This window comes from Kitasatospora sp. NPDC056138, assembly GCF_042264695.1.
Lineage (GTDB): Bacteria > Actinomycetota > Actinomycetes > Streptomycetales > Streptomycetaceae > Kitasatospora.
Genome location: NZ_JBHJVK010000013.1, coordinates 94,911 through 120,826, shown reverse-complemented (window position 1 = coordinate 120,826; position 25,916 = coordinate 94,911). Strand labels below are relative to the sequence as shown.

General features: G+C 72.5%; 18 protein-coding genes. 9 read left to right on the top strand and 9 right to left on the bottom strand.

What is annotated here, in order from left to right; all coding sequences use genetic code 11:
- Window positions 1-183: 183 nt before the first annotated feature.
- The 6 genes from ACFC1R_RS11970 to ACFC1R_RS11945 all read right to left on the bottom strand — a co-directional run bounded on the left by ACFC1R_RS11970 (window position 184) and on the right by ACFC1R_RS11945 (window position 9,871).
- Window positions 184-1,137 (bottom strand): MsnO8 family LLM class oxidoreductase, encoded by a 954-nt coding sequence (locus tag ACFC1R_RS11970; protein WP_375936682.1) that lies wholly within the window; start codon window positions 1,135-1,137, stop codon window positions 184-186.
- On the bottom strand, window positions 1,137-2,975 hold the full coding sequence (locus tag ACFC1R_RS11965; RefSeq protein WP_375936679.1) for an ABC transporter ATP-binding protein: 1,839 nt from the start codon (window positions 2,973-2,975) through the stop codon (window positions 1,137-1,139). Before ACFC1R_RS11965 ends, ACFC1R_RS11970 begins: the two co-directional genes overlap by 1 nt.
- Window positions 2,972-6,220: a lantibiotic dehydratase gene (locus ACFC1R_RS11960; protein ID WP_375936675.1), complete on the bottom strand. Its 3,249-nt coding sequence runs from the start codon at window positions 6,218-6,220 to the stop codon at window positions 2,972-2,974. Before ACFC1R_RS11960 ends, ACFC1R_RS11965 begins: the two co-directional genes overlap by 4 nt.
- Window positions 6,221-6,309: 89 nt before the next feature.
- The gene (locus ACFC1R_RS11955; protein WP_375936672.1) at window positions 6,310-7,647 is read right to left on the bottom strand and encodes a lanthionine synthetase C family protein; all 1,338 of its coding nucleotides are present in this window, start codon (window positions 7,645-7,647) and stop codon (window positions 6,310-6,312) included.
- 135 nt (window positions 7,648-7,782) lie between these two features.
- Window positions 7,783-7,938, bottom strand: a complete 156-nt coding sequence (locus tag ACFC1R_RS11950) for an FDLD family class I lanthipeptide (RefSeq protein WP_375936669.1) — start codon at window positions 7,936-7,938, stop codon at window positions 7,783-7,785.
- 673 nt (window positions 7,939-8,611) lie between these two features.
- Complete coding sequence (locus ACFC1R_RS11945; protein ID WP_375936666.1) at window positions 8,612-9,871, bottom strand: SAV2148 family HEPN domain-containing protein; 1,260 nt, start codon at window positions 9,869-9,871, stop codon at window positions 8,612-8,614.
- 399 nt (window positions 9,872-10,270) lie between these two features.
- Here ACFC1R_RS11945 and glgX point away from each other — a divergent pair, with 399 nt between their 5' ends.
- The 3 genes from glgX to treZ all read left to right on the top strand — a co-directional run bounded on the left by glgX (window position 10,271) and on the right by treZ (window position 16,624).
- Window positions 10,271-12,388 (top strand): glycogen debranching protein GlgX, encoded by a 2,118-nt coding sequence (glgX, locus tag ACFC1R_RS11940; protein WP_375936663.1) that lies wholly within the window; start codon window positions 10,271-10,273, stop codon window positions 12,386-12,388.
- A 76-nt stretch (window positions 12,389-12,464) separates the two neighbouring features.
- On the top strand, window positions 12,465-14,879 hold the full coding sequence (gene treY, locus ACFC1R_RS11935) for a malto-oligosyltrehalose synthase (RefSeq protein ID WP_375936659.1): 2,415 nt from the start codon (window positions 12,465-12,467) through the stop codon (window positions 14,877-14,879).
- Between the two features lie 5 nt (window positions 14,880-14,884).
- Complete coding sequence (treZ, locus tag ACFC1R_RS11930; RefSeq protein WP_375936656.1) at window positions 14,885-16,624, top strand: malto-oligosyltrehalose trehalohydrolase; 1,740 nt, start codon at window positions 14,885-14,887, stop codon at window positions 16,622-16,624.
- 161 nt (window positions 16,625-16,785) lie between these two features.
- Here the strand turns inward: treZ and ACFC1R_RS11925 are convergent, their stop codons facing one another.
- Window positions 16,786-17,679 carry a transketolase family protein gene (locus ACFC1R_RS11925; protein WP_375936653.1) on the bottom strand — a complete coding sequence of 298 codons (894 nt, stop codon included), beginning with the start codon at window positions 17,677-17,679 and terminating at the stop codon, window positions 16,786-16,788.
- A gap of 123 nt (window positions 17,680-17,802) precedes the next feature.
- Window positions 17,803-18,522 carry a transketolase gene (locus ACFC1R_RS11920; RefSeq protein WP_375936650.1) on the bottom strand — a complete coding sequence of 240 codons (720 nt, stop codon included), beginning with the start codon at window positions 18,520-18,522 and terminating at the stop codon, window positions 17,803-17,805.
- A gap of 56 nt (window positions 18,523-18,578) precedes the next feature.
- Between ACFC1R_RS11920 and soxR the strand changes: the two genes are divergently transcribed.
- The 3 genes from soxR to ACFC1R_RS11905 are packed head-to-tail and all read left to right on the top strand — an operon-like array spanning window position 18,579 to window position 20,394.
- A complete protein-coding gene (gene soxR / locus ACFC1R_RS11915; RefSeq protein ID WP_375936647.1) occupies window positions 18,579-19,097 on the top strand; it encodes a redox-sensitive transcriptional activator SoxR in 519 nt (172 codons plus the stop codon).
- A gap of 28 nt (window positions 19,098-19,125) precedes the next feature.
- On the top strand, window positions 19,126-19,974 hold the full coding sequence (locus ACFC1R_RS11910; RefSeq protein ID WP_375936644.1) for an SAM-dependent methyltransferase: 849 nt from the start codon (window positions 19,126-19,128) through the stop codon (window positions 19,972-19,974).
- A 33-nt stretch (window positions 19,975-20,007) separates the two neighbouring features.
- A complete protein-coding gene (locus tag ACFC1R_RS11905) occupies window positions 20,008-20,394 on the top strand; it encodes a VOC family protein (protein ID WP_375936641.1) in 387 nt (128 codons plus the stop codon).
- Between the two features lie 463 nt (window positions 20,395-20,857).
- On the opposite strand, the gene coaE is transcribed toward ACFC1R_RS11905, so the two are convergent.
- Window positions 20,858-21,457, bottom strand: a complete 600-nt coding sequence (gene coaE / locus ACFC1R_RS11900; protein WP_375936638.1) for a dephospho-CoA kinase — start codon at window positions 21,455-21,457, stop codon at window positions 20,858-20,860.
- 316 nt (window positions 21,458-21,773) lie between these two features.
- On the opposite strand from coaE, the gene ACFC1R_RS11895 reads away from it, so the two are divergent.
- From ACFC1R_RS11895 to ACFC1R_RS11885, 3 genes are all read left to right on the top strand, one after another.
- Window positions 21,774-22,649 (top strand): alkaline phosphatase family protein, encoded by an 876-nt coding sequence (locus ACFC1R_RS11895; protein WP_375936635.1) that lies wholly within the window; start codon window positions 21,774-21,776, stop codon window positions 22,647-22,649.
- Between the two features lie 100 nt (window positions 22,650-22,749).
- A complete protein-coding gene (locus ACFC1R_RS11890; protein ID WP_375936632.1) occupies window positions 22,750-24,942 on the top strand; it encodes a transglycosylase domain-containing protein in 2,193 nt (730 codons plus the stop codon).
- A 74-nt stretch (window positions 24,943-25,016) separates the two neighbouring features.
- Entirely contained in the window at window positions 25,017-25,679 is a 663-nt protein-coding gene (locus ACFC1R_RS11885; RefSeq protein WP_375936629.1) for a zinc ribbon domain-containing protein, read from the top strand.
- Window positions 25,680-25,916 lie beyond the last annotated feature (237 nt).

Genomic DNA, 25,916 nt, shown 5'->3' with positions numbered 1-25,916 from the left:
CTCCCCGGGTGCCGGCCCCGGCGGTGCCTGTTCTCAGAAACGACGCCCCGGACAGGGACTGTCCAGGGCGCCGCAACTTAGCTTAGGCGTACCTCAGTAATGGATGAGCCGAGTGATTCCCAAGGGGAGGCAAAACCTGTGGTGTGTTCGACTCCTGGACGGAGCGTCAGCCAGGCAGCTCCCTCAGCACCCTGAGTCCTGCGCAGCCGGGACCATGGTGCGGACCAGCTCGAGGGTCCGCACCCGGAGGCCGAAGTCGGGGCAGACGGTGGTGACGGCGAGTTCGTCGGGGGCGTAGGCGGCGATCAGGACACCGAGCTGCTCGGCCACCTCCGCGGGGACTCCGGCGAGCAGCGACATACCGTCCGGGCCCGGCGAGGACGCGGCGGGCCCGAGGGCGCGGAGTTCCTTCCAGGACGGGAGAGTCCGGCGGTCCGCCGGGGCGGCGGCCCAGGCGAGGACGGAGCGCAGCAGCCGGACATCCTGCGGGTCGTCCGCGCAGGCCACCCGGACGGCGATGCTGACGCGCGGGGTCGCCCCGAGCGGGCCCGGGCGGAAGCTCTCGCGGTACAGCTCGACGATCTCCGGCCGCAGGGTGCCGTGGGCGAACTGCGCGAGGCAGAACGGCAGTCCGTAACGGGCGGCGAGGTGCGCCCCGCCCAGGCCGGCGCCGGTCAGCCACAGCTGCGGCGGGGAGGAGTCGGGCAGCAGGTCCGTCCCTGCGGTGACATAGGCCAGCAGGTGTTCGATCTTCTCGTGGTACGGCGCCTCGCCCTCTCGCGCGAGCAGCCGGGTGACCGTCTCGACCGCGCCTGGGCCGCGGCCGATGCCGAGGTCGATCCGCCCGGGATAGAGCCGTTCCAGCAGGTTGAAGGTGGTCGCCACCTTCAACGGCGCATAGTGGGGCAGCAGTACCGAGGCGGCGCCCACCCGGATGGTGCTGGTCGCGGCGGCGGCGGCGGTGACCAGCACCTCGGGCGAGCCGCAGCCGCCGGTCGCCCCGTGGTGCTCGGCGATCCAGAACCGGTCGTACCCCAGGCGCTCGGCGGCCACGGCGAGTCGGACCGACTCCCGGGCGGCGCCGGCCGGGCCGGTGGCGCCGAAGACCGGCACCTGGTCGAATGCGGTGAGTTTCATCATCGGACTCCCGTCCCGGCTCCCGCCGCGGGTTGGTACCCGGCGGTCTGCGCCTCGTACATCTGCGCGTACAGGCCGCCGAGGCTCATCAGTTCCTGGTGATCGCCGTCCTCGACCAGCCGGCCGCGGTCGAAGACCAGCACCCGGTCCGCGCGCAGCACGGACGAGAAGCGGTGGGCGATCAGCAGCGAGACCCGGCCGGCCGAGGCCGCGGTGATGGTGTCGAGCAACTCGGCCTCGGTGATGGTGTCGAGCGCGGCGGTCGGCTCGTCCATGACCCGGACGCTGGCCGAGCGCACCATGCCCCGCGCGATGGCCAGTCGCTGCCACTGGCCCCCGGAGAACTCGACGCCGCCCGTGAACAGCTTCCCCGCCTGCGTCTGGTAGCCCTGCGGGAGGGAGGCGATGTGCTCGTGCATCCCCACCTCGCGGGCCGCGGCCTCGACTTGCTCCGCTCCCCGGTCGGCCTCGTGCACCAGGCCGAGCGAAATGTTCTCGCCCACCGAGAGCTGGTACTCGACGTAGTTCTGGAAGACGTAGGAGACGTGGTCGCGCAGGCTGTCCAGCCGGAAGTCGGTGAGCGGAACGCCGTCGACGAGGATCGAGCCCTCGGTCGGCTCGTAGAGGCGGCCGAGGAGCTTGCCCAGGGTCGACTTGCCCGCGCCGTTCAGGCCGACGATCGCCGTCACCTGACCCGGCTTCAGCGTGAACGAGACGTTCTCCAGCGCGCGCCGCCCGCTGCCGGGGTAGCTGAACGACACCTCGCGGAACTCGACACCGGTGACGATGTCCCGAGGGAACGCCAGCTCGCCCTGCGGGGGCGGCGTGTGCTCGAGCGCGAGGAACTCGTTCACGTTGCGCAGGTAGAGCTGGTTCACATACATCCCGGACATCGCGCCGAAGAGCTGCTGCATGCTGCTCTGCAGCATGCCGATCGCCTGGATCACCGCCAGCAGCCCCGCCACGTGCCGGGCGTCGCTGCCGATCAGGACCGCCGTGGCCTGCGCGGAGACCGTCAGCACCGCGGTCGCGATCACCATCGGGACGGCGAAGCGGAAGTTCCGGTTCGTCAGCCGCAGGTCCGCGCCGACGATCTTGGCCAGCAGTCGCCGGTGGTTGGCGAGGACCACCGGGGCGAGCCGGAAGGCCAGTACCTCCTTCATCGGGTTCGGCTGGGAGGCCAGGTGCTGCCAGTAGTTGAGCCTGCGCCGTTCCTCGGACCGGCCGTGCTCCAACGCGTGGGTCCGGCGGCCCTGCAGGATCTGCGCGAGCACGGTGGGGAACGGGGCGAGCATGGCCAGCAGCGCGACCCGGAAGTCCAGGGTCCACAGGATCACACCGACCGAGCCGAAGGTGACCACCTGGGTGCCCGCCTGCACCAGCTGGGCGAGCATCATCCCCGGCCGGAACGCCACCTCCCGGACGGCTCGTTGCAGCGAGTCCTGCACGCTCGGGTCCTCCACCTGGGAGAGGGTGAAGAGAGTCGCACGGCTGATGATCTCGTCGGACATGTGGGCCGAGAGCCTGCTCTGACAGCGCTGCACGGCCCGGCTCTGCAGCAGGGACAGCACCTGCGAGCCGAGGCCCAGCAGGGACAGCAGGGCCAGGCAGACCAGGATGCCGCGGACCTGCGTGTGCGAGCCGCCGGCCGCGCTCAGCAGAGCCGTCGCGAGGGCCGCCGTGAGTTTGACCTGACCGGCCGGCAGGACACCGATGACCAGCGAGATCAGGGCCAGCTGCGTGGTCCCGGCGCGGTCGCCGCGCCAGGTCCGGCCCAGCATGGCCAGACCCGGTCGCGGCGCTTGCGCCAACCGCCGGAGCCACAAGCGCGAGTTCACCGGGTCCGCTCCACCGCTGACGCGCCCTCGGCCGTGGCGATCCGGTCGAGCAGCCGCCGCCACATGCCGTAGGCGGCGTCCTCCCGCTCGCGCCGCAGGCCCATCCGGTTGCAGTGCATATGGAACAGGCTGCGCAGGATGGACGTCCGGTCCGACCAGAGTCCGCCGGCCTCGGCGAGCTTGACCACCTGGGCGGCGTACCCGGCTCCCCCGGGCTGCCAGGCGGCCCTCACCTGCCCGAGCGCCGCGGCCTCGCCGCCGGGCGCGGTGTGCCCCTGCCAGAGGCGACGCGCGACGGCCCGGTACTCCACGCCACCCGCCTGCGAACCGGCCATCGACCGCACCAGGGCGTGCCGCTCGGCGAAGTCGGGTACCAGCACCCGGCCGACGGTCTCGAGGCTGAGCGCGGTGAGTGCGGTCCGGTCCAACGCGGTCTCGCCCGCCGGCGTCGGCGAGGCGAGGTGCCGCAGCAGGGCCAGGGTCGCGGCGCTGTCCCGGCAGAACAGCTCCTCGGCCGCGTCGATCAGGTCGGGGCCGCCGTAACGCTCGATCTCGCGGCGGTAGGTCTCGAAAGCGACGTCCGTGATCCGGCCCTCGACCGCCAGGCCGTGGGCCCACTGCGCGACCTCTCCCAGCAGTTCGCCGGCCCGGGCCGGTTCCGCGGCCCAAAAACGCAACCGCAGGTGCGGGGCGGGATCGCCGTACCGGAGGAAGAACGGGTGACCCGCGAGGCGGCGGTCGGCCAGCGAGCGCGTCAGCGCCGTCACCTCCTCGAGCAGGAGGGCGTCCTGCGCGTCGTGCTCCACATACAGCTTGGCGTAGACCCACGGCCCGCCGACCGGCCGCAACCGCTCGGCTTCGGTGATCCGCCTGCGTGCGACGGCCGCTGCCCGGGGCGCCGGCACGTGCTGCCCGCGCACCACGGGGACCACGACCTCCGCGACGAAGGGCGCATCGGCCGCATCCCGCAGGAAGCCCTCCTCGGGGCCCGGCAGCGCCTCATCGATCTGCAGCTGGAAGCCCGCCGTGTCCCGGGCCGCGGCCAGCCGCAGTTCCTCCAGTGAGGGGGCGCTCTCCAGATCGAGCAGAATCGTGTTGTCGCCGTGTGTCAGGAAGGCGAGGCGCGGCACGTTCCACTGCTCGCGCCAGGCCGCGACGGCCGCGGTGAAGGCCGTCGACGAGCCGGTACAGCCGGCCGGCAGCTCGGAGGCGCGAAGCAGCCAGCGCGCGCGCTTCAGCACCAGGTCGCGCCAGACGACCCGGGGCAGGAACGGCATGCCGGTTGCCAGGGCGCCCCAGTCGAACGACGAGACACCCCGGAAGGCCGCCGAGGAGACCTCGAGCATGAAGCGCCCGACGTTCGGCGCCATCAGCGGGTTGAGCATGGTGTGCTGGGTGACGTGCAGATCGCACCCGAGGACCGGGCTGTGCAGGTACAGCCGCCCGTCGCGCACGCCCACGACCACGTCCTCGAGCGAGATCACCTCGTGGGCGGACCGCCCCGGTGCCACGTTGAGCGGCAGCTCCAGCGTTCGTACCGCCGGGCGGACCGAGACGTTCGCGGCTCGGGCCTTCTCCGGCAGGTAGGTCAGCTCCACCACCGCGACCCCGGGCAGCAGCGCCGCCTCCGCGTCGGCCAGCTCCTCCAGGCTCCGGCGCCCCTCGGCACCCAGCAGGTCGTGGAACCGGGCGAAGGTACGGCCGCCGTACGCCGCTCCGGTGTCCGTGACCACCCCGCGCCAGCTTGACCCCGAAGCGGTCGGCGGCATCACCTGCAGGTGCACGTCGATCGCGGGCCTCAGCGGCCGGTCGTCGACGAACCGCCTCAGCTCAGCGATCCACCGCTCGTCGAGGACCACGTCGAGACTGCCGCGGCTGAGTGCGTCGGCGGCGAGCCGGTGCAGGACCGCGTCCCGTTCCTCGCTGCCTCGGTCACGGGTGAGCGTCGTGGACAGCTCGAAGGACCGCGGCGGACTCTGATAGCCCGCCGGCGCGCCGAGTCCCGTCTCCTCGGAGAGCACCTGAAGGACCGGGACCTCGGCGTGCGCGCCGTAGCGCTCGGTGAACGCCGTCGCGTACTCGCGCAGCCGCCACGGGTACCGGTGGATGTTGCCCACGGTGGCCAGGATCTCGGCGGCATCCTCCGCCAGCGTCTGGACCTCGGCCGGCAGGACGGGCGTTGCGGGGACGTTCAACCGGGCATCGACCCGCAGCAGGGGACCGCTGTAGTCCTCGCTCACCCGCCGGGCCAGCGGGGCGATCCTCTCCTGGAGCTCCTCCAGCTCGGCCACGTCGCCGACGGCGTTGAACGCGGCCACCGCCGCCTCGATGGACGTCAGCGCGGCAATCGCGTCGCTGTCGTAGGCGGTCGCCAACTGGGCTGACAGCGGGAGCTGTTCGGACGTCTCCAGCAGGGCCGGCCGGTGCGAGGTGATCAGGAAGTCCAACTCGACCAGCTGGTCGACCAGTGCGGTGACCTTCTCCAGCGAAACCGCCGGGTATTGCCGCGTCAGCCCGTCCCGCAGCTCGCCGAAGGTCTTCGGCGTCCGGGCCGCCTCCAGGACGAGCTGGACGGCCGGGGACCAGCGGACGGAAGCCGAGCGCCGCGAGCCTTCGCCGTAGGCGTCGGCCGTGGACAGCCAGGCCCGGCCTCGACCGCGGTGGATCAAGTCGTTGGTACGCAGTTCCAGTTCAGGCCGGATCTGCCGGGAATCGGTGCCCGCTTTGAACAGGTGCAGCACCCAGCCCATGTCCAGCCTGGCCACGGCACCGCCGATCGCCGGCACGCCGAGCCGGGGCCCCGAGGCCTGTCCGGGCGGGGCCGCCGGAGCCGGTCCGGAGAACGTGCCCACCGCGACGCCCGCCACCGTACTGAGCGGGGTCGGTCGAATGCTCATCCGGTTCAGGTACCGGCCCAGGCTCATCATCGCGCGCCGCCGGTCCCGGACCGAGAGCGTGTCGATGCCCGCCACGGCCCGGGCCAGATCCGGTGCCGTCAGCGAGATCGCCGAGCGGACCCCGGGCCTCGCCCACAGGTCCAGCAGGCCTCGCAGATAGCCGTCCTCCCACCCCGCCGGGTCCTGCCCGGCCGGATCCGTGCCGACCTGCTCCACCCCGGAGGCCAGCAGGTCCGTCAGCCCCCGGCTCGGCAGGGCCGGTGCGCGCAGCAGGAAGAAGTCCCGTGCGGCGTAGTTGCGGCTTCTCCCGGACTTCCGGTCGCTGAGCTCGGCGTTCCGACGGGTCACGCTCATTCCTTACCTGTGCTCGGGCAACGCTGTTATCGGATACGGCAGTTCGGGAGCCGCTTCTGGATCGCCGCGGCCCCGGACCCCGGTCAGGCCGGGGTGAGGAAGAAGATCTCGTCCCACCCGGCCGCCTGCGGCGAGAGCGCCCCGCAGAGCGCGAGAAGCACGCCCGCCGCGCCGTTGAGGAACCCCGGGGCGTCAACGAGGTCGCCCCGCTTGGGCTCGTCCGCCACCAGGTAGGGACGGGCCTCGTCCGCCATCGACAGCAGGGTCGACAGCGAGTCCTCGGCCATCGCGCGGAAGGACGCCGAACCCGTGGCCGCATAGGCCCGCCGATAGACCGCCAGCAGTCCGGCGTGGCCATGGCAGAGATTGGGTGCGAAGACGTTCCGCTCGGCCGGCGCCCAGTCCACCACCCGCTGCAGAGCCCCGACCGCGGTCTCCTCCAGACCGGTGTCGCCGAGCACCTTGGCCGCGCTCAGCAGGGAGATGCCGATGCCCGGAGCGCCGTAGCACCAGGCCGCGCGCGCGGACCGCCGGCCGAGCGGGGCGACGGGCAGCCCGGTCCCCTCCTCGGCCCGGAGGGAGTTCGGCCACGCGGCGCCGGGCACGTCGTCCATGAGCCGGTTCCGGACCAGCCAGGCCGTGGTCTGCGCGAGACGTTCGGCCGGACCGGAGCCTCCGATCCCGGCGGCGGCCGCGGCGCACAGCGCCGAGACGACGCCCGGCAGGCCGTGCGCGAAGCCCAGGTTGTACAGCCCGTGCGGGCCCTGCTCCTCGTACCCGGGATAGGGCGGGTAGTAGTCCGGCGTCGTCAGCCAGCCGAACCGCTGCCGACTGTCCAGCTCCGTCACCCGCAGGAGATACGCCGTCAGCTGCTCGGCCGCGGTGCGGATCGGGTCGCCGGGCGCGGACTCCAGGACCGTGCAGAGCCGGGCCGCGGCGGCCAGCTGGCCGGCCGCGCCCGCGATGACGTCGAAATCGGAGGACGGCAGGCCCGCCCCGGGTTCCCGGCGCGGTGTGGCCGCGATCTGCTCGCCGAGCCGGTCGGCGATCCGGCGCAGGGACGACAGGTAGCGGCGGTCGTGCGCCGAGAAGTCGAGCAGGACGCTCGCGAAACCCGCGGTGCCGGTGAAGAGACCGGCACCGGACAGCGGGCTTTCGGCGGTGGCCTGAGCGGAACGGCGGAGCAGGGCCTGCCCCGCGTCGATCAGCTCCGGCTCATCCAGCGCCCTTCCGGCGTGCAGGAGCGACAGCGCGATCCCCGGGTATCCGTCGGCCAGGCCGGACCCCTCCGGCACCGACTCGCGCCCAACCCGCTCCCCCGCCGCGCCGGCGAACACCGCCAGCCGGTCGGCCACGGCCCGGGCCACCTCGGCGGTCCTCGCATCGAATTCCAGCACCGGCACCGCGGCCCCCAGACTCACATCAACACCTGGCTAATTCCTCGGACGGCGTGCCGAGCGCGGCCGCCGGCCGTTTTCCGGGAAGCTCCCGGCTTCCCGGGAAGGCTCCCGGCGCGAGACGGCGCCGGGAGCCTTCTACTTCAGGACGAGCGCCCGTCAGTTTCCGCAGGAGTTCCACGGAAGCGTCGTGAGCGGGCAGTTGCACGAGTCTCCGCAGGACCAGCAGGTGGTGCCGACGCTCGCGAAGCCCTCCGGCGTGGCGTGCTTCGGCGCAACGGCTACTCGGACGTCGAGATCAAAATCCTGCTCCATTTTTACCTCCACCATGAATTCACATTTCCCGCTCCCCCGGCCGGGTCCCACTGAATTCCGTGCGTGGAAGCGGCTGTAGAGGATTTCTAACACGCCGTTCGAAAGTGGTGATCGATTTTACCGATCGATTCCAGCCATCAGCAATGTGACCCAGCCCATAGTGGACGGAACGATGCAGGCCAGCTCCGCACCAGCGCGGCCGACACGGCCACCGGTGCAGCCGATACGGCCACCAACATGGCCGATTTCAGCATTGCCTGGAATCGAACTCGCGCCACGAGATGTCCATATTCGGCACTTTCGCGGCGTCTTGAATATTTCGGCTAGTTTACGGCGATCATCTCCGAATGGACTGCCTGCCGACACGTCGCGATCCACCGGTCGGCGATGTGGGAGATGTTCGGCACATGTCATTGGAGACCCCGGAAGACTCCGTCCACGGAGTGGCCGCGTTACGGGCGGGCCCGGCCCACGGCGAAGGGGCCGAGGCCGGGACTCCATCGCGAAGTCGGGGAACGGTGCGCACGCCGCGGGCGGCGGCCCCGGGACGGCCGGGGCGCGCGGAGCAGCCCCCCAGAGCGGCCGGGAGGCCCTTCCGGGGCGCGGAAAACCGCGCGAACAGCCCCCACGGCGGGCCGCCGGAGCAGCCGACGGCACCCCCGGCGGAGCGCCGTCACGAAACGGGACGCGAGTCCGCCCAGACCCCCTCGAACTCCTCGCGGTAGATCTCCAGCAACCCGGCCTCCTGACCGCCCGGCAGCTGTCCGGCGCCGCCGCGCAGCACCAGGGCCGGGGACTCGATGCCCCGGGAGCGGCGCAGGTAGGGCTGGACCACGCCGAGGCCCTCCGAGCGCCGCCGCCCGCCGGCCGACGCCACCGACCGGGGGCCCTCCACCAGGTAGGCGGTGAACCGGGGGGTCTCGTCGAACACCCGGATCTCGAAACCGCCCTGGTCGCGCAGCCTGGCCCGGACCCGGCGGACGTGCATGATGTTCATCTCGATCGAGCGGGCCAGTTCGCCGCGGCCGAGGCCGAGTTCGCGCTCGCGGCGGCGCACCGCGCTACTGGCCGGGTTGAGGAAGAGCAGCCGCACCCGGCAGCCGTCGGTGGCGAGCCGGATCAGCCGTTTGCCGGTGTAGTTCTGGCAGAGCATGCCGAGCCCGATGCCGACCGCGTCCAGCCGCCGGGCGCCGTCCAGCAGGTCCTCCACCGGCAGGTCGCGCTGGAGCCTGACCCGGTCCGCGTGCACCGCGACCACGTCCGCGTAGCGGCCGGCGATCAACTGCTCGACCACGTCGGCGGGCACTCCGCCCGTGCCGCCGTCCAGCAGCGTGAGCAGCCTGGCGGCAGCCCGTTCGGCCTGGGCCAGGACGGTCTGCGAGAGGCTGCGGTTGCGCGAGACGACGTGCCGGGCGACCTCCAGCTCGTCCAGCGCCAGCTCGACCTCGCGGCGGTCCAGTACGTACGGCTCGAAGCAGGGCCAGTGCTGCACCATCAGCTCGCGCAGCTGGGGCAGGGTCAGGAAGACCAGCGGGTCGTCGTCGGCCGGGTCGAGCAGGTAGCCCTTGCGGCGGCTGACCTCGCGGACGGCGCCGGCCCGGTAGACCCACTCCTCGCCGGCCGGTCCGGCGGCGGCGGTCACCCAGTCCTCGCCGTGGGCGGGGGCGTAGACGGGCCGCAGCACCTCGCCGACCAGGGCGCGCAGCCGCTGCTCGACCAGGTTCAGCCAGACGTACGCGCGCCCGGCCAGCCGGACGCGCTGGTGGGCCAGCTCCCACTGGTCGGCGGACCAGGCGAGGGTCGGACCCTCGGGCGGCCCCGACTGGGCGGGGATGGCGATCCGGCCGGGCGGGGACGTGTGCATGACCACCGTCGGCGCCTCGCTCCGCCCGGGGCCCTCGGGGCCGCCCCGGCCGTCTGCGGGGACCACCATGCGCTACCTCACCTCTCGGTCCGCGTCCCAGTGGAATGACGGACCGTCCGCTGACACAGTCTCAACCCTGGCGGTCCTGGCAGGGCCTGTCTCCGCATGGGGTCCGGAGCGCGCCGGACGATCAAGGGTACTGCGCACGCGCCGCGGGACGCAGCCCGTTGGTCGGACAACGGCGCGGCCGGCAGCGGACCGTGACGCACCGCGAGCGCACTGCAACCGGCCACGGACACCCGTTCGGGCGAACAACGAGCGAATGAGCACGGTTGGGGGGCAGCCGTTGGAGAGGATGCCCCATGTGCCGTACATCACGGTGCAGCCGGGCCGCAGATGGTGGAGCATTCCGCCGGGTGTGGTCCGTACGAGCACCAATTGCCGTCGTTTAGAGGTGAGTTGAGGCATATGCAGGTCTGGCCAGGGCAGCCGTACCCGCTCGGCGCAACGTACGACGGCGCCGGCACCAACTTCGCGGTCTTCTCCGAGAGCGCCGATCGGATCGAGCTCTGCCTGCTCGGCGAGGACGGCTCCGAGACCGCCGTCGAGCTGCGCGAGACGGACGCCTTCGTCCGGCACGCCTACCTGCCGGGCGTCCAGCCCGGGCAGCGGTACGGCTTCCGCGTGCACGGCCCGCACAATCCCGGTCTGGGCCAGCGGCACAACAGTGCCAAGCTGCTGCTGGATCCCTACGCCAAAGCGATGAGCGGTCACATCGACTGGGACGAGTCCGTCTACGGCTACCACTTCGGCGCCCCCGAGCGCCGCAACGACCTGGACTCCGCCCCGCACACCATGCACTCGGTGGTGATCAATCCGTACTTCGACTGGGGCACCGACCGGCCGCCGCGCACCGACTACCACCGCACGGTGCTCTACGAGGCCCACGTGAAGGGGCTGACCAGGCTCCACCCGGGCATCCCCGAGGAGATCAGGGGCACCTACGCGGGTCTGGCCCACCCGGCGGTCATCGAGCACCTGGCCAAACTGGGCATCACCGCGATCGAGTTGATGCCGGTGCACCAGTTCGTCCGCGACCACCGGCTGCGCGACCTGGGCCTGTCCAACTACTGGGGCTACAACACCATCGGCTACTTCGCCCCGCACTCCTCCTACTCCTCCGGCGGCGACCGGGGCCAGCAGGTGCAGGAGTTCAAGTCGATGGTCAAGGCGCTGCACGCGGCCGGGATCGAGGTGATCCTGGACGTCGTCTACAACCACACCGCCGAGGGCAACCACCTGGGCCCCACCCTCTCCTTCCGCGGCCTGGACAACGCCTCCTACTACCGCCTCGCCAAGGACCGCCGCTTCTACGAGGACACCACCGGCACCGGCAACAGCCTGCTGATGCGCAGCCCGCACGTCCTCCAGATGATCATGGACTCGCTGCGCTACTGGGTCACCGAGATGCACGTGGACGGCTTCCGTTTCGACCTCGCGGCCACGCTGGCACGGCAGTTCCACGAGGTCGACCGGCTCTCCTCGTTCTTCGACCTGGTCCAGCAGGACCCGATCGTCTCCCAGGCCAAGCTGATCGCCGAGCCCTGGGACCTCGGCGAGGGCGGCTACCAGGTCGGCAACTTCCCGCCGCTGTGGACCGAGTGGAACGGCATGTACCGGGACACCGTCCGCGACCTGTGGCGCGGCGAGGCGGCCACGCTGGCCGAGTTCGGCTCCCGGCTGACCGGCTCCTCCGACCTCTACCAGGACGACGGCCGGCGGCCCATCGCCTCGATCAACTTCGTCACCTGCCACGACGGTTTCACCCTGCGCGACCTGGTCTCCTACAACGAGAAGCACAACGAGGCCAACCACGAGGAGAACCGGGACGGCGAGTCCTTCAACCGCTCCTGGAACTGCGGCGCGGAGGGCGAGACCCAGGACACCGGTGTGCTGGAGCTCAGAGCACGCCAGCAGCGCAACCTGATCGCCACCCTGATGCTCTCCCAGGGCGTGCCGATGCTGGCCCACGGCGACGAACTCGGCCGCAGCCAGGGCGGCAACAACAACGCGTACTGCCAGGACAACGAACTCACCTGGGTGCACTGGCCCGAGGACGGGGGCCCGGCGGCCCGGCTGCTGGAGTTCACCCAGGGCATGATCTGGCTCCGCCGCGACCACCCGGTCTTCCGGCGCCGCCGGTTCTTCCACGGCCGCCCGGTCTCCGGAACGCACAACGACCTCACCGACATCGCCTGGTTCACCCCCGGCGGCGAGGAGATGACCAGGCGGGACTGGGACACCAGCCACGCCAAGTCACTGACGGTCTTCCTGAACGGCAACGCCATCTCGGAGCCGGACCGGCGCGGCGGGAAGATCGTGGACGACTCCTTCCTGCTGATGTTCAACGCCCACTTCGAACCACTGGAGTTCACCGTGCCCGCCGACCACGGCGAAGCCTGGCAGGTCGTGGTGGACACCGCCCTGCCCGTCCTGCCCGCGCCGGGCACCGGCAGCAGGATCAAGGCGGGTGACAGCGTCTGGCTCACCGACCGCTCGCTGCTGGTGCTGCAACGGCCCGCATGAGCACCCCCCGAAGGCCGTTGGCCCATTCGCACCAAGGCGGCCATAGCGGCCCCGAAGCCCGGGTAGGCATCACCCCATGACATCCGCCGCCGCACCCCACCCGACGGCCAGTTACCGGCTCCAGCTCCAGCCGGATTTCACCCTGCACGACGCCGGGCGCGCGGTGGCCTACCTCGCCGCGCTCGGCGTCTCCCACCTGCACCTGTCACCGCTGCTGGAAGCCGTACCCGGCTCCACCCACGGCTACGACACCGTCGACCACGGCCGGATCAGCGAACAGCTCGGCGGCGAGAGCGCCCTGCGCTCGCTGGCCGCCGAGGCACACCGGCACGGCCTGCGCCTGATCGCCGACGTGGTGCCCAACCACATGGCGCTCCCGGTGCCCGAACAGCTCAACCAGCCGCTCTGGCAGGTGCTCGGGGACGGCCCCGACTCCCGCTACGCGCACTGGTTCGACATCGACTGGACCGCTCAGCCGGGGCCCGCCGACGCCCCCGAGCGCGGCCGGCTGCTGCTGCCGCTGCTCGGCGGGAGACTCGGCGACGTACTGGACCAGTTCGAGGTCGACGGGGACGTGCTGCGCTACCACGAGCACGCCTTCCCGCTGCGCCCCGGCACCGCCCGGCTGCCGCTGCCGGAGCTGCTCCGGCACCAGTGGTACCGGCTCGCCTGGTGGCAACTGGCCAGTACCGAGCTGAACTACCGGCGGTTCTTCACCGTCAACGAGCTGATCGCGGTCCGGGTCGAGGTCCCCGAGGTCTTCGAGGCCACCCACCGCACCCTGCTGCGGCTGCACGCCGACGGCGTCCTGGACGGCTTCCGGATCGACCATCCCGACGGCCTGGCCGACCCGCGCGGCTACCTGGAACGGCTCGCCGAGGCCACCGGCGGGGCGTACACGGTGGTCGAGAAGGTCCTCACCGGCCGGGAGCGGCTGCCCGCCGACTGGCCGTGCGCGGGCACCACCGGCTACGACGCGCTGCGCCGGATCGACGGCGTGCTCACCGACCACGCGGGCGCCGAGCAGCTGATCACTGCCTACCGGCGGGACGTCGGCGCCGGTACCGCCGCGGCCGCCGCCGCCCGGGGCCGGGCCGAACTCACCGCCCCCGACGGCGAGCTGGCCGCCGAGCTGGACCGCCTGGTGCGGCTGGTGCAGCGGATCTGCGCCGCCGAGCCCGCACTCGCCGACCACGCGGCCTGGACGGTCCGCGAGACACTGCGCGGGCTGCTGACCGCCTACCCCGGCTACCGCCCCTACGTACGGCCGGGCGAGAGCGCACCCGCGGCCTCGGTGGCGCAGGTCGAGGCGGCTCTCGCGGACGGCCGGGCCGACCTGCCGGGGGCCGGGGCGACCACCGGGCTGATCCGCGACCTGGTGCTCGGGCGGCTGGGGCGCAGCGCCGCGAAGGACGAGTTCTGCACCCGCTTCGCACAGACCGCCTCGGCCGTCGCCGCCAAGGGCGTGGAGGACACCGCCTTCTACCGCTGGAACGCGCTGCTGAGCCTGAACGAGGTGGGCGGCGAGCCTGCGCGTCCGGGTCTGCCGAGTGCCGAGTTCCACCGCTGGTGCGCGGAGCAGGAGCAGCACTGGCCGCAGTCGATGACGGTGCTGTCCACCCATGACACCAAGCGCAGCGCCGACGCCCGCGCGCGGCTCGCGGTGCTGGCCGAGCTGCCCGGGCACTGGGCCGACGAGTGCCTGGCCTGGACGGACACGGCCGGCCACTGCCCGGACCGCAGCACTGCCTGGCTGCTCTGGCAGACCCTGGTCGCCGCCTGGCCGCTCTCCGCCGACCGGCTGGTGTCCGTCCTGCTGAAGTCGGCCCGGGAGGCGAAGCTGCACACCTCCTGGACAGCGCCCGACACCCGTTTCGAGCAGGCGCTGACCGACTACGCGCACGGTGTGCTCGCCCATCCCGGTCTCTGCCCGCGGATCGCCGGGTTCGTCGAGCTGATCGCCCCGTACGCGCGCAGCAACACCCTGGCGGCGGCCCTGCTGCACCTGACCGTGCCGGGCGTGCCCGACCTGTACCAGGGCAGCGAGGAGCCGCTGTACACCCTGGTGGACCCGGACAACCGGGGCCCGGTCGACCTCTCCGGGCTGGCGGCGCGGCTCACCGACTCGGCCGCCGGCCGGCCCCGCGACCTGGCCAGGGAGAAGCTGCACCTGACCACCACCGCCCTGCACCTGCGCCGGGACAACCCGCTCGGGCCGTACCGCCCGCTGGCCGCGCAGGGGCAGGCCGCCGCCCACCTGCTGGCCTTCGGGCGCGGGTCGGGGGTGATCACCGCCGTGACCCGGCTGCCGTACGGGCTCGCCCGGCAGGGGGGCTGGCGGGACACCGTGCTGGACCTGCCCGCAGGCCCGTGGGTGGACGAACTGACGCAGCGCCCGTTCGACTCCGGCGCGGTGCCGGTGGCTTCGCTGTTCGAGCAGCATCCGGTCGCGCTGCTGAGCCGGCCCCGACCGGCCGCTGGGAGGAGCTGAGTTCGGTGACGACGTACCGGGTCTGGGCGCCGGAGGCCACCCTGGTGGAGGTCGAGGTGGACGGCGTCCCGCATCCGATGGAGCGGGCCGCCGAGCGGCTGGGCTGGTGGCGGGCCGAGGCGCCGTCCGGCGACTACGGGTTCCGGCTGGACGGGGGCCCGCCGCTGCCGGATCCGCGTTCGCCGCGCCAGCCGTACGGGCCGGACGGGCCCAGCCGCCCGGTGGCGCACGGCGACTTCCGCTGGTCCGACGTCCCGTGGCACGGCCGGACGCTGCCCGGCTGCGTGGTGTACGAGCTGCACATCGGCACCTTCACCTCGGCCGGGACGTTCGACGCGGCCGCCGAACGGCTCGACCACCTGGTCGAACTCGGCGTGGACTTCGTGGAGTTGATGCCCGTCTGCCCGTTCCCCGGACGGCACGGCTGGGGGTACGACGGGGTCGCGCCCTGGGCGGTGCACGAACCCTACGGCGGTCCGGACGGCCTGAAGCGCTTCGTGGACACGGCCCACCGCAAGGGGCTCGGCGTCGTCCTGGACGTGGTGCACAACCACCTCGGCCCGTCCGGGAACCACCTGCCCGCCTTCGGCCCGTACTTCACCGAGCGGCACCACACCCCGTGGGGAGCGGCGGTCAACCTGGACGCGCCGGGTTCGGACGAGGTGCGGGACTTCCTGATCGGCAGTGCGCTGGCCTGGCTGCGGGACTACCGGGTGGACGGGCTGCGGCTGGACGCGGTGCACGCACTGGTGGACGGCCGGGCGCTGCACTTCCTGGAGGAACTCGCCCGAGCGGTGACCGAGTTGGGTGAGGCCACCGGACGGCCGCTGTTCCTGGTCGCCGAGTCCGACCAGAACGACCCCAGGGTGACCGATCCGCGCCAGTCGGGCGGTTTCGGCCTGACCGCGCAGTGGAGCGACGACTTCCACCACGCGCTGCACGCCGCCCTGACCGGCGAGGGCCAGGGCTACTACGGCGACTTCGCCCGCCGCCCGCTCGCCGCCATCGCCAGGACCCTGACCGGCGGCTACTTCCACGACGGCGGCTGGTCCTCGTTCCGGGGCCGCAGCCACGGCCGCCCCTTCCCCAAGCCGTACGGGCACCGGCTGCTCGGCTACCTCCAGACCCACGACCAGATCGGCAACCGGGCCACCGGCGACCGGCTCTCCGCCTCCCTCTCCCCCGGACGGCTCGCCGCCGGGGCGGCGCTGGTGCTCACCTCGCCGTTCACCCCGATGCTCTTCATGGGCGAGGAGTGGGGAGCATCCACCCCCTGGCAGTACTTCACCGACCACACCGACCCGGCACTCGCCGAGGCCGTCCGGGCGGGCAGGCGGAGGGAGTTCACCGAGTTCGGCTGGGCGGCGGAGGACGTACCCGATCCGCAGGCGGCGGCCACCGTGCTCGCCTCGACGCTGGACTGGACCGAGCTCCGGTGCGAACCGCACCTGGAACTGCTCGACTGGTACCGGCGGTTGATCCGGCTGCGGCGGACCTGTCCCGAGCTGACCGACCCCGACCTGTCGGCCGTCAGGGTCGGGTACGACGAGGAGAAGGGCTGGCTGGTGGTGCACCGGGGTCCGTACCGGGTGGTGGTCAACCTCGGTGGCGAGACGCCGCGTTCGGTGCCGCTGGACCTGCCGTACGCGGGGACGCTCGCACTGTTCGGGGACTGCTGGCCGGGCGATGCGGAGAACTCGCTCTTCCTGGCGCCCGACTCGGTGGCAGTGGTCCGGGTCGGCTGACGCCGGGGGCGCTCCGCGCGCTTCGGCACGCGCTCCTCGGGGGCGCCGGGTACTGCGCGGGCGAGCGGCCACGGCGGCGCGGGGGTGCAGGGGTGCGCCCCGGCTCCCGCGCCACCGGCCGTACGTGGCCGGCCGGGCGGCGGAGCGGCGCGATGGCCCGCTCACCGGAGGTAGGCGGTGATGCGCTCGCGCAGACCGCCGGCGTCCAGACCGTAGGCGGCCAGATGCTCGGGGACGGAACCGTAGTGGCGGTGCTCCTCGCGCGGCACGCCGAGGCCGAGGACGCGGTGCGCGCGGTCGGCCAGCGCCTCGTGCGCCTCGTTGGCGGAGGTACCCGCCAGGTAGGGCTCGACCAGGACCACGTCGGGCCGCTCCCCGAGGGCGGCGCGCAGTCCGGCCGCGTCGAAGGGGCGGACCGTGGCGGCGTAGAGCACGGTGACGTCCAGCCCCTCGGTGGCGTCGAGCACCGCGTCCAGCATCGGCCCGACCGCCAGCACCACGCCGCCCCTCCCCTCGCGCACGGTGAGGAACCTGCCCGGCGTGACCGGACGGGCGGTGGCGTTGCGGTGGTTGGAGAGCCGGACGTACACCTTCCGGTCGCCGTCCGCCGCCGCGTGCCGCAGCAGGGTCTCCGCCTCGTCCGGGTGACCGGGCACGTGGACCGTCCAGTCGGGCAGGGTGTCGAGCAGTGCGATGTCGCCGGGTGCCATGTGGGTACGGCCGCCGGCCGGCCAGTCGTACGAACCCGCAGCGCTGACCAGGACCGCGCCGACGCCCTGGTGCTCAAGGTCCAGCTTCACCTGCTCGAAGGGGCGCTCGACCAGGAAGCTGGCGAAGGTGTGGGCGATCGGCCGCATCCCGGTCAGCGCCATGCCGCCGGCGGCACCGATCAGCAGCTGCTCCCGGATGCCCACGTTCACCACCCGGTCGGGATGGCGGCGGGCGGCCTCGGCGAAGGGGTCCGCGCTGATGTCGGCGAGCAGCAGGGCGATCCGGGGGTCGTGGTCGAGCAGGTCGCCGGTGACGTCGAAGAAGCGCTCGCGCATGGTTTCCATCGGTGGTCTCTTTCGGCTCGGGGAGGGCGGAGCCCGGGGCTCGGGGCTCGGGGAGGGCGGAGCCCGGGGCTCGGGGCTCGGGGAGGGCGGAGCTCGGGGCTCGGGGCTCGTGGAGGGCGGAGCTCAGGAGTTCTTGGGCTCGACCCGGGCGACGACGGCGTGCGGGCGGCCCGGGTGCGGCGTGGTGTACGCCTCGTACAGGGCCTGGTGGTCGCGCCCGTCCACCGTGACGGCGGACCAGCCCTCGGCCTCGAAGCGGGAGGCGATTCCGCCGCGCCAGCCGTGCGTGGCCGAGGAGTTGTCGACGGCGATCACGTGCAGCCGCTCCAACCCGGCGGAGCCGGCGAAGGCGAGTGCCTCGTGGTTGCTGCCCTCGTCGAACTCGGCGTCCCCGATCAGCACCCACACCGCCGGGTCCGCCAGCCCCTGGGCGCGCAGGCCGAGCGCGGTGCCGACCGCCAGCGGCAGGCCGTGGCCCAGTGATCCGGAGGAGATCTCCGCGCCGGGGACGAGCAGCCGGTCCGGGTGGTGGCCGAGCGGGGAGTCGTACGCGCCGAAGCTGGCGAGGATCCCCGGGTCCAGGAATCCCTTCGCGGCCAGCACCGCGTAGTACGCCATCGGTCCGTGGCCCTTGGAGAGCAGGAAGCGGTCGCGGTCGATCCGGGTCGCGGTGGCCGGGGAGACCCGGAGCACCCGGTCGTAGAGCACCCAGAGGGCGTCGAGGGTGGAGGTGGCGGCCGGGCCGTGCTTCTCGTCGCCGGTCATCCGGGCCATCAGGCCGGGGAGGTCGCCGAAGCCGTACCGGTGCCCGGAGCTCTGCGGAGTGATCTCTGCGGTGGTCATGGATAGAGCTTGCAAGTTGAAGTCGGCTTCAAGTCAACCGCGCTATTCTCCCGGTCATGGGACTCTCCAGGCACGACCTGCTGACCATCGGCCAGCTCGCCGAACGCAGCGGGCTGGCCACCTCCGCGCTGCGCTACTACGAGCAGCTCGGTCTGATCAACTCCGAACGCACCACCGGCAACCAGCGCCGCTACGCCCGCTCCACCCTGCGCCGGGTCGCCTTCGTACGGGCCGCCCAACGGGTCGGCCTCTCCCTGGAGGAGGCCCGCACCGCACTCGACCGGCTGCCCGAGGACCGGGCGCCCAGCACCTCCGAGTGGAACGGGGTCGCCCAGTCCTGGCAGTCCCGGATCGACCGGCAGATCGCCGAACTGGAGAAGCTCAAGGTCAAGTTGACCGGCTGTATCGGCTGCGGCTGCCTCTCCCTCGCACGCTGCGCCCTCTACAACGCCGAGGACCGCGCCGCCGCCACCGGACCCGGAGCGCGCTACCTGCTCACCCGGGATCCGTCCGCCGGGCCGGAACCGCACCCGCCCACCGACGCGTCCCTCTATGCTGCGTGCGAAGACACCTAGGCGTCACGGGGGAACGGGGTTCACCGGTATGACCGACCATCAGGACATCTCACTGGACTGGATGTCGCCCGACGGAGCGGGCCTGCGCCCGCCGGCCGACCTGCGCCCCGAGATACCCCATCCGGCCAGGATGTACGACTACTACCTGGGCGGGAAGGACAACTTCCCCGCCGACCGGGAAGCCGCCGAGCGCGTGATGGCACTCGGCCCGATGGTGAAGATCAGCGCACTCGCCAACCGGGCCTTCCTGCAGCGGGCCGTCCGGCACCTCGCCGAGCAGGGCGTGAAGCAGTTCCTGGACATCGGCACCGGCATCCCGACGGCGGGCAACACCCACGAGATCGCCCAGCAGGTGCACCCCGACGCCCGGGTCGCCTACCTGGACAACGACCCGATCGTGCTGGTGCACAGCCGCGCCCTGCTCGCGGCCAGCCACGGCACCGCCACCGTCGTCCACGCCGACCTGCGCGATCCCGCCGCCATCCTGGACGACCCCGAGGTGCGCCGGCTCATCGACCTCGGGCAGCCGGTGGCCCTGCTGCTCTTCGCGATCCTGCACTTCGTCGACGAGGCGGACGACCCGTACGCGATCGTCCGGCGGCTGGTCGACGCGCTGCCCTCCGGCAGCTACCTCGCCCTCTCGCACGGCACCTCGGACTTCATCCCGCCCGCCGACCAGGGCAAGGGCGCGGCCGTCTACCGCAGCGCCACCGCCCAGCTGACCACCCGCACCCGGGAGCAGGTGCTGCGCTTCTTCGACGGCCTGGAGCTGCTGGAGCCCGGCCTGGTCACCGCCCCGCTCTGGCGCCCGGACCAGGAGCCCAGGAACACCGACGCCACCACCGGGATCTGGGCCGGGGTCGCCCGCAAGCCGTAGTCCACGGTGCCGGGGCCGTGGCAGCATGGCCGCATGGCGCACCTCGGACTCACCACCCTGCTCGTCCGCGACTACGACGAGGCCATCGCCTTCTTCGTGGACGCCCTCGGCTTCGAACTGCGGGAGGATGAGCCCCGGGCGGACGGCGGGCGCTGGGTGGTGGTCGCCCCGCGCGGCTCCCGCGAGACCGGGCTGCTGCTCGCCCGCCCGGGCAAGCCCGAGCAGCAGGCCCGGATCGGCGACCAGACCGGCGGCCGGGTCGGCCTCTTCCTGTACACCGAGGACTTCGCGGCCGACCACCGCCGGATGACCGCCGCCGGGGTCACCTTCCTGCAGGAACCCCGCCACGAGCCCTACGGCACGGTGGCCGTCTTCGAGGACCTGTACGGCAACCGCTGGGACCTCCTCCAGCCCAGGTAGCCGCCTCCGGCTCCCGGGGCAGCCCGACCGGAAGCCCCCGCCCCAAAAGCCCCCGTCCGGTCGGGCGGACCCGCCGGAGACAGCCGCGCGCAACCGGGCACCGCAAAGTGCCGGACCCCTCCGCCGCGCCCGGCGCCCACCAGGGCCGGCCGGCCCCGCGGTTCGGCACCCGCGGGGGAGCGGCGCCCCGCCGCAGGCCCGCCGCCGGGGAGACCCGGGCCGGGCAGACCCCCTGACACGGCGCCGGCGCCGGCGCAGAGTGCAACAACCGGGTTCCGGACGGGGGCGCGATGCAACGGGCTTTCACAGCAAGCCGGTTGACGCACCGCAGGCTGGGCCGTGCTGTGCTGTGCCGTACCGTGCGCCGGAGTACTGCAGGTCGGCAGCCGGTGGACCCAGGAGGCGCTGCAGCCGTCCTCACCCTCGGTCGAGCCCTGGGGCTCCCCGGACGGCCCCGGCTCCCCTACCGCCCCTGGCGCGCCTTGAGCCGGTCCCAGACCTCGTGCACCCGGGGCGCCAGCTCCGCCAGCGGTCCGCTGTTGTCGATCACCAGATCGGCGACGGCGAGCCGGTCCTCGCGGGAGGCCTGGGCCGCCATCCGGGCCCTGGCCTCCGCCTCGGTCATGCCGCGCAGCCGGACCAGCCGGTCGAGCCGGACCTCGTCGTCGACGTCGATCACGATCACCAGGTCGTACAGCGGCGCCAGCCCGTTCTCGGCGAGTAGCGGTACGTCGTGCACGACGACGTCCTCGGCCCCTGCGGCGTCCTCCAGTTCGGCGGAGCGGGCCCGGACCAGCGGGTGGACGATCGCGTTGAGCGCCGCCAGCCGCGCCGGGTCGGCGAAGACCACCGCACCGAGCGCGGGACGGTCGAGCGAACCGTCCGCGCGGAGGACCTCGGGCCCGAACTCGGCGGCCACGGCCGCGAGCCCGTCGGTGCCGGGCGCCACCACCTCGCGGGCGATCAGGTCCGAGTCCACGATCACCGCGCCCAGTGCGGCGAGTTGCCGCGAGACCTCGCTCTTGCCCGCGCCGATCCCGCCCGTCAGTCCGATCCTCAGCATGCCGCCAGGCTACCGCCGCCGCCCGGACACCGTCCGAAGACCCCTGCCACCCGCCCTGCCCCGCCCGCGTCCCCCGCCTCCCCGCCCCTCCCGGCCGGATCTGACCCCGACTTCGCTCCGGTCCCGGACCCGGTCCCGGACCTGATCCCGCCCCCGGGCCAACGGAAGATGAACATCGCACGCCCGGCCGGGGAACAGTGCGGACCGCCGCCCCGGGATTCCCGGGAAGGGCGCAACCCGGCTGCTGCCGAGGGCCGTTCGGCCCGGCTAGGGTGCCGGACAGATCCCCGCACCTCCCCGTCCCCTGGAGTTCCCCGTGTCCAGCCCCTGGCCCGCCGGCTCCCGCCGCGTCCTGGTCGTCGGTATCGACGGCGTCCGCCTCGACCTGCTGCCGGAGCTGCACACCCCGCACCTGGACTCGGTCGCCGCCGCCGGTTTCCTCGCCCCCGTACTGGTGGACGACGCCACCCCGACCATGTCGGGGCCGTGCTGGGCGACCATCGTCACCGGGGTCGGGGCCGCCAAGCACGGCGTGCTCGGCAACCACCTCGGCGGCAACCGGCTGGACGTCTTCCCGGACTTCACCACCCGGCTGGCCGCCGTGCACCGCCGCCGGACCTTCGCCGCGGGCGGCTGGGAGCCGCTGTTCCTGTCCCGCAGCGGCGGCCCGCTGTTCGCCGCGCCGAGCCGGCTGTCGTACATAGCGCCGCTGGAGGACACGCCGGAGGCGTGGGAGGTGTGCGACGAGCGGGTCACCGCGGAGGCGGTGCACGTGCTGAGCGGCGAGGACCGGCCGCAGGCGTCCTTCGTCTACCTCGGCGCGGTGGACGAGACCGCGCACTTCCTCGGCTGCGGCGAGGAGTACCGCCGCTCGGTCGAGACCGCCGACGCCCGGCTCGGCCGGCTGCTGGCGGCGGTCGAGGACCGTGCCGAGGAGGAGTGGACGGTCATCGTGGTGACCGACCACGGCCATGTCGACCAGGGCGGCCACGGCGGCCGGACCGAGCTGGAGCGCACCGCGTGGATCGCCGCCCGCGGCCCCGGCATCGTCCCGGGCGCGCCGGTCGCCGACCTGCACCACACCGATGTCGCCGCCCACGTCTACGCCGCGCTGGAGATCGTCCCCGACCCGCACTGGACCCTGGACGGCCGCCCCTTCACACAGGTCAGGACACCGGCTATGGTCAGCTGACACCCAGCTTTCACTCATCTGACTCCTCGTCACAATCCTGTGACGAAGGTGTGCCGAAAATCGGGTACTGCCTTTACCGGGGCAGACGTATGGTCGGCCCATGCCACGCAGAAAGCCGAACGGGCTCCGCAAGAACATCAGCCTCAGCGCCAGTTTCATCGGCGCGTGCGTGGTGGGCGGCGTCCTCGCCGCAGGACTCGTTCTCCCTGCGGTGGGCGCCGCCGGTCTCGGCGCGCAGTCGGCGGTGCAGAACTTCGACAGCCTGCCGGACGACTTCAAGACACCACCGCTCTCCCAGGCGTCCACCATCTACGACGCCGACGGCGGTGTGATCGCCACCGTCTACGACCGCGACCGCACCGTGGTGCCGGGCGACCAGATGTCCCCACTGGTGAAGACGGCCCTGGTCGACATCGAGGACAACCGCTTCTACCAGCACGGAGCGATCGACCTGAAGGGCGTACTGCGCGCCCTCAACACCAACGCCAACGCCGGGGGCACCGCGCAGGGCGGCTCCACCCTCACCCAGCAGTACGTGAAGAACGTCTTCGTCGAGGAGGCCGGGGACGACCAGGCGAAGGTGCTGGAGGCGCAGCGGGCCACCCTCGACCGCAAGATCAAGGAGCTCAAGTACGCGATCAAGGTCGAGGAGACGCTCACCAAGGACCAGATCCTCACCAACTACCTGAACATCACCTTCTTCGGCGAGCGGGCCTACGGCATCGAGGCCGCCTCCGAGCGCTACTTCAGCGTCCACGCCAAGGACCTGACCCTGCCGCAGGCCGCCCTGCTGGCCGGCCTGGTCCAGTCGCCCTCCGGGGACGACCCGATCGCCCACCCGACCCAGGCCAAGCAGCGCCGCGACACCGTGCTGCGGAAGATGGCCGAGCTGGGGCACATCACCCAGAAGCAGGCCGAGGACGCCATCGCCACCCCGCTCGACCTGACCGTCACCCGCCCCCACCAGGGCTGTATAACCGCGCAGTCGGGCGAGGGCTTCTTCTGCGACTACGTGCACCGGACGGTGCTCTCCGACCCCGCGTTCGGGCGGACCGCGGACGACCGCCAGGCCCTGTGGAACCGCGGTGGCCTGCAGATCCACACCACGCTCGTCCCGAAGGACCAGAAGGCCGTGCAGGACGCGGTCACCAGCCACGCGGACGCCTCCGACAAGCCGGCCGCCGTGATGACCCTGGTCCAGCCGGGCACGGGCAAGATCCTCGCCATGGGACAGAGCCGCCCGTACGGGCTCGACACCGACCAGACCCAGATCGACCTGAACGTGCCCAAGAAGATGGGCGGCGGCCTCGGTTACCCGACCGGCTCCACCTTCAAGCCGATCGTCGCGGCGGCCGCGCTGGAGGCCGGGCTCCAGCCCAGCCAGTCCTACAACACCCCCTACAGCATGCCGTGGCCGACCATGACGGACTGCGAGGGCAAGCGCTACAAGAACACCGGCGACGTGCACAACGACAGCCCCAGCCTGACCGGCAGCTTCGCGATGCCGCAGGCGATGGCCCAGTCGGTCAACACCTACTTCGCCAGCCTGGAGGCCGACGCCGGGCTGTGCAACGTCGCCCGGATGGCCGACAAGCTCGGCATCACCCAGCAGGCCGGCGGCGAGAAGCTCGCCGTGGTGCCCTCGATGACGCTCGGCAGCAACGACCTGACCCCGCTGGAGATGGCCGAGGTGTACGCCACCTTCGCCGCGCACGGCACCTACTGCACGCCGACCGTGATCACCTCGGTCACCGCGCCCGGCGGCAAGAGCCTGAGCGTGCCGCAGGCCGCCTGCAGCCAGGCGATGTCCGCGACCACCGCCGACACCATCACCGCCATGCTCACGGGCGTCGTCCAGGACGGCACCGGCACCCAGGCGGGCCTCAAGGACCGGGACAACGCGGGCAAGACCGGTACCACCAACGACAGCAAGCAGGTCTGGTTCGTCGGCTACACCCCCGAGCTGGCCGGGGCCACCGTGGTCGGCGACACCGTCACCCCGCGCCCGCTGGAGGGCCAGCGGATGGGCGGCGACACCATCGAGAACGCCTTCGGTGGCACGGTGGCGGGCCCGATCTGGCGCGCCGCGATGGAGGACGCCCTCGCCGACGTCCCGCCCAGCAGCTTCACCTCGGTCCAGCTGCCCTCGTCGGGCAACGACCCCGGCAGCCCCACCGACCCGACCGACCCGACCGACCCGACCGGTACGGGCGGTACGGGCGGTACGGGCGACAGCCCCACCGTTCCGGGGAACCCGAACGCCCCCGCGCAGCCGCAGGGCCGGGGGCACTAGCCGCCGACCGGCACGCATGTGCCACGCTGTGCTCCGACTTCGTGAGAGCAGGGACCTACAAGGGTGGGAACAGGGTGAGCAACGAGATCTACTTCAGCAACAACTACCGTGATCTGTGCGAGCAGCACGGGACCGGAGCGGGCTTCCAGTTCGAGTTCTCGTGCTCGCGCTGCCACGACACCTGGCGCTCGCCGTTCGAGGCGTTCAAGAGCGGCCAGGTCGCCGGCTGGGTCAACAAGGGCATCGGCGCGGTCTACAACCTGATCGGCGGGAACGCCACCAACGGGATCAGCAACGCCGCCGACGGACTGGCCGGGGCGACCTGGGGCAGCTCGCGGGACAGCGCCTTCGAACGCGCGATAGGCAACGCCCAGCAGCACTTCAACCGCTGTGCCCGGTGCACCAGTTACGTCTGCGGCCGATGCTGGAGCCCCGCCCAGGGCCTCTGTCTGCACTGTGCCCCCGACACCGCCGCCGAGGCGGTGGCCGCCCAGCAGCGCGGGCTCAACGACATGGTCTCCCAGCAGGCTTACGCCCAGGGCCAGCAGGCCGGCCAGTCCTACGACGTCACCACGCCGCGCCAGCTGGTCTGCCCGCACTGCCGGGCGGAGACCCACGGGACTCCGTTCTGCCCCGGCTGCGGCAACCGGCTGGCCCTCCAGACCGACTGCGGCGCCTGCCACAACCCGCTCCCGGACGGCGCCGCCTTCTGTCCGAGCTGCGGCGCGCGACGCTGACGCCGGGCCGCACCGGCACCAGGCGGACCTGCTCTGCACCGGACCCGGTCCGGTGCAGAGCAGATCTCTTTCGGTACACCTCAGGGGCCGCACGGCTCGGATGCCGCACTGCTCGCGCCGCACACTGCTCGCCTGCGGAACAGCTCGGTTGCCGATGGGGTCGGACGCGGAGCAGACCGGCTACCGAGCGGATCGGGCCTGGAGCGGCTCCTGCCCTGAAGGGGTTCCGACTCCGGC

What these genes read in the sequence shown, in the direction of transcription:
- ACFC1R_RS11920 (WP_375936650.1), bottom strand. Translation starts at nt 18,522, where the DNA reads ATGACCACCGCAGAGATCACTCCGCAGAGCTCCGGGCACCGGTACGGC.
- coaE (WP_375936638.1), bottom strand. Translation starts at nt 21,457, where the DNA reads ATGCTGAGGATCGGACTGACGGGCGGGATCGGCGCGGGCAAGAGCGAG.
- ACFC1R_RS11925 (WP_375936653.1), bottom strand. Translation starts at nt 17,679, where the DNA reads ATGGAAACCATGCGCGAGCGCTTCTTCGACGTCACCGGCGACCTGCTC.
- treY (WP_375936659.1), top strand. Translation starts at nt 12,465, where the DNA reads ATGACATCCGCCGCCGCACCCCACCCGACGGCCAGTTACCGGCTCCAG.
- ACFC1R_RS11905 (WP_375936641.1), top strand. Translation starts at nt 20,008, where the DNA reads ATGGCGCACCTCGGACTCACCACCCTGCTCGTCCGCGACTACGACGAG.
- ACFC1R_RS11890 (WP_375936632.1), top strand. Translation starts at nt 22,750, where the DNA reads ATGCCACGCAGAAAGCCGAACGGGCTCCGCAAGAACATCAGCCTCAGC.
- ACFC1R_RS11950 (WP_375936669.1), bottom strand. Translation starts at nt 7,938, where the DNA reads ATGGAGCAGGATTTTGATCTCGACGTCCGAGTAGCCGTTGCGCCGAAG.
- ACFC1R_RS11910 (WP_375936644.1), top strand. Translation starts at nt 19,126, where the DNA reads ATGACCGACCATCAGGACATCTCACTGGACTGGATGTCGCCCGACGGA.
- glgX (WP_375936663.1), top strand. Translation starts at nt 10,271, where the DNA reads ATGCAGGTCTGGCCAGGGCAGCCGTACCCGCTCGGCGCAACGTACGAC.
- soxR (WP_375936647.1), top strand. Translation starts at nt 18,579, where the DNA reads ATGGGACTCTCCAGGCACGACCTGCTGACCATCGGCCAGCTCGCCGAA.
- ACFC1R_RS11970 (WP_375936682.1), bottom strand. Translation starts at nt 1,137, where the DNA reads ATGAAACTCACCGCATTCGACCAGGTGCCGGTCTTCGGCGCCACCGGC.
- ACFC1R_RS11945 (WP_375936666.1), bottom strand. Translation starts at nt 9,871, where the DNA reads ATGGTGGTCCCCGCAGACGGCCGGGGCGGCCCCGAGGGCCCCGGGCGG.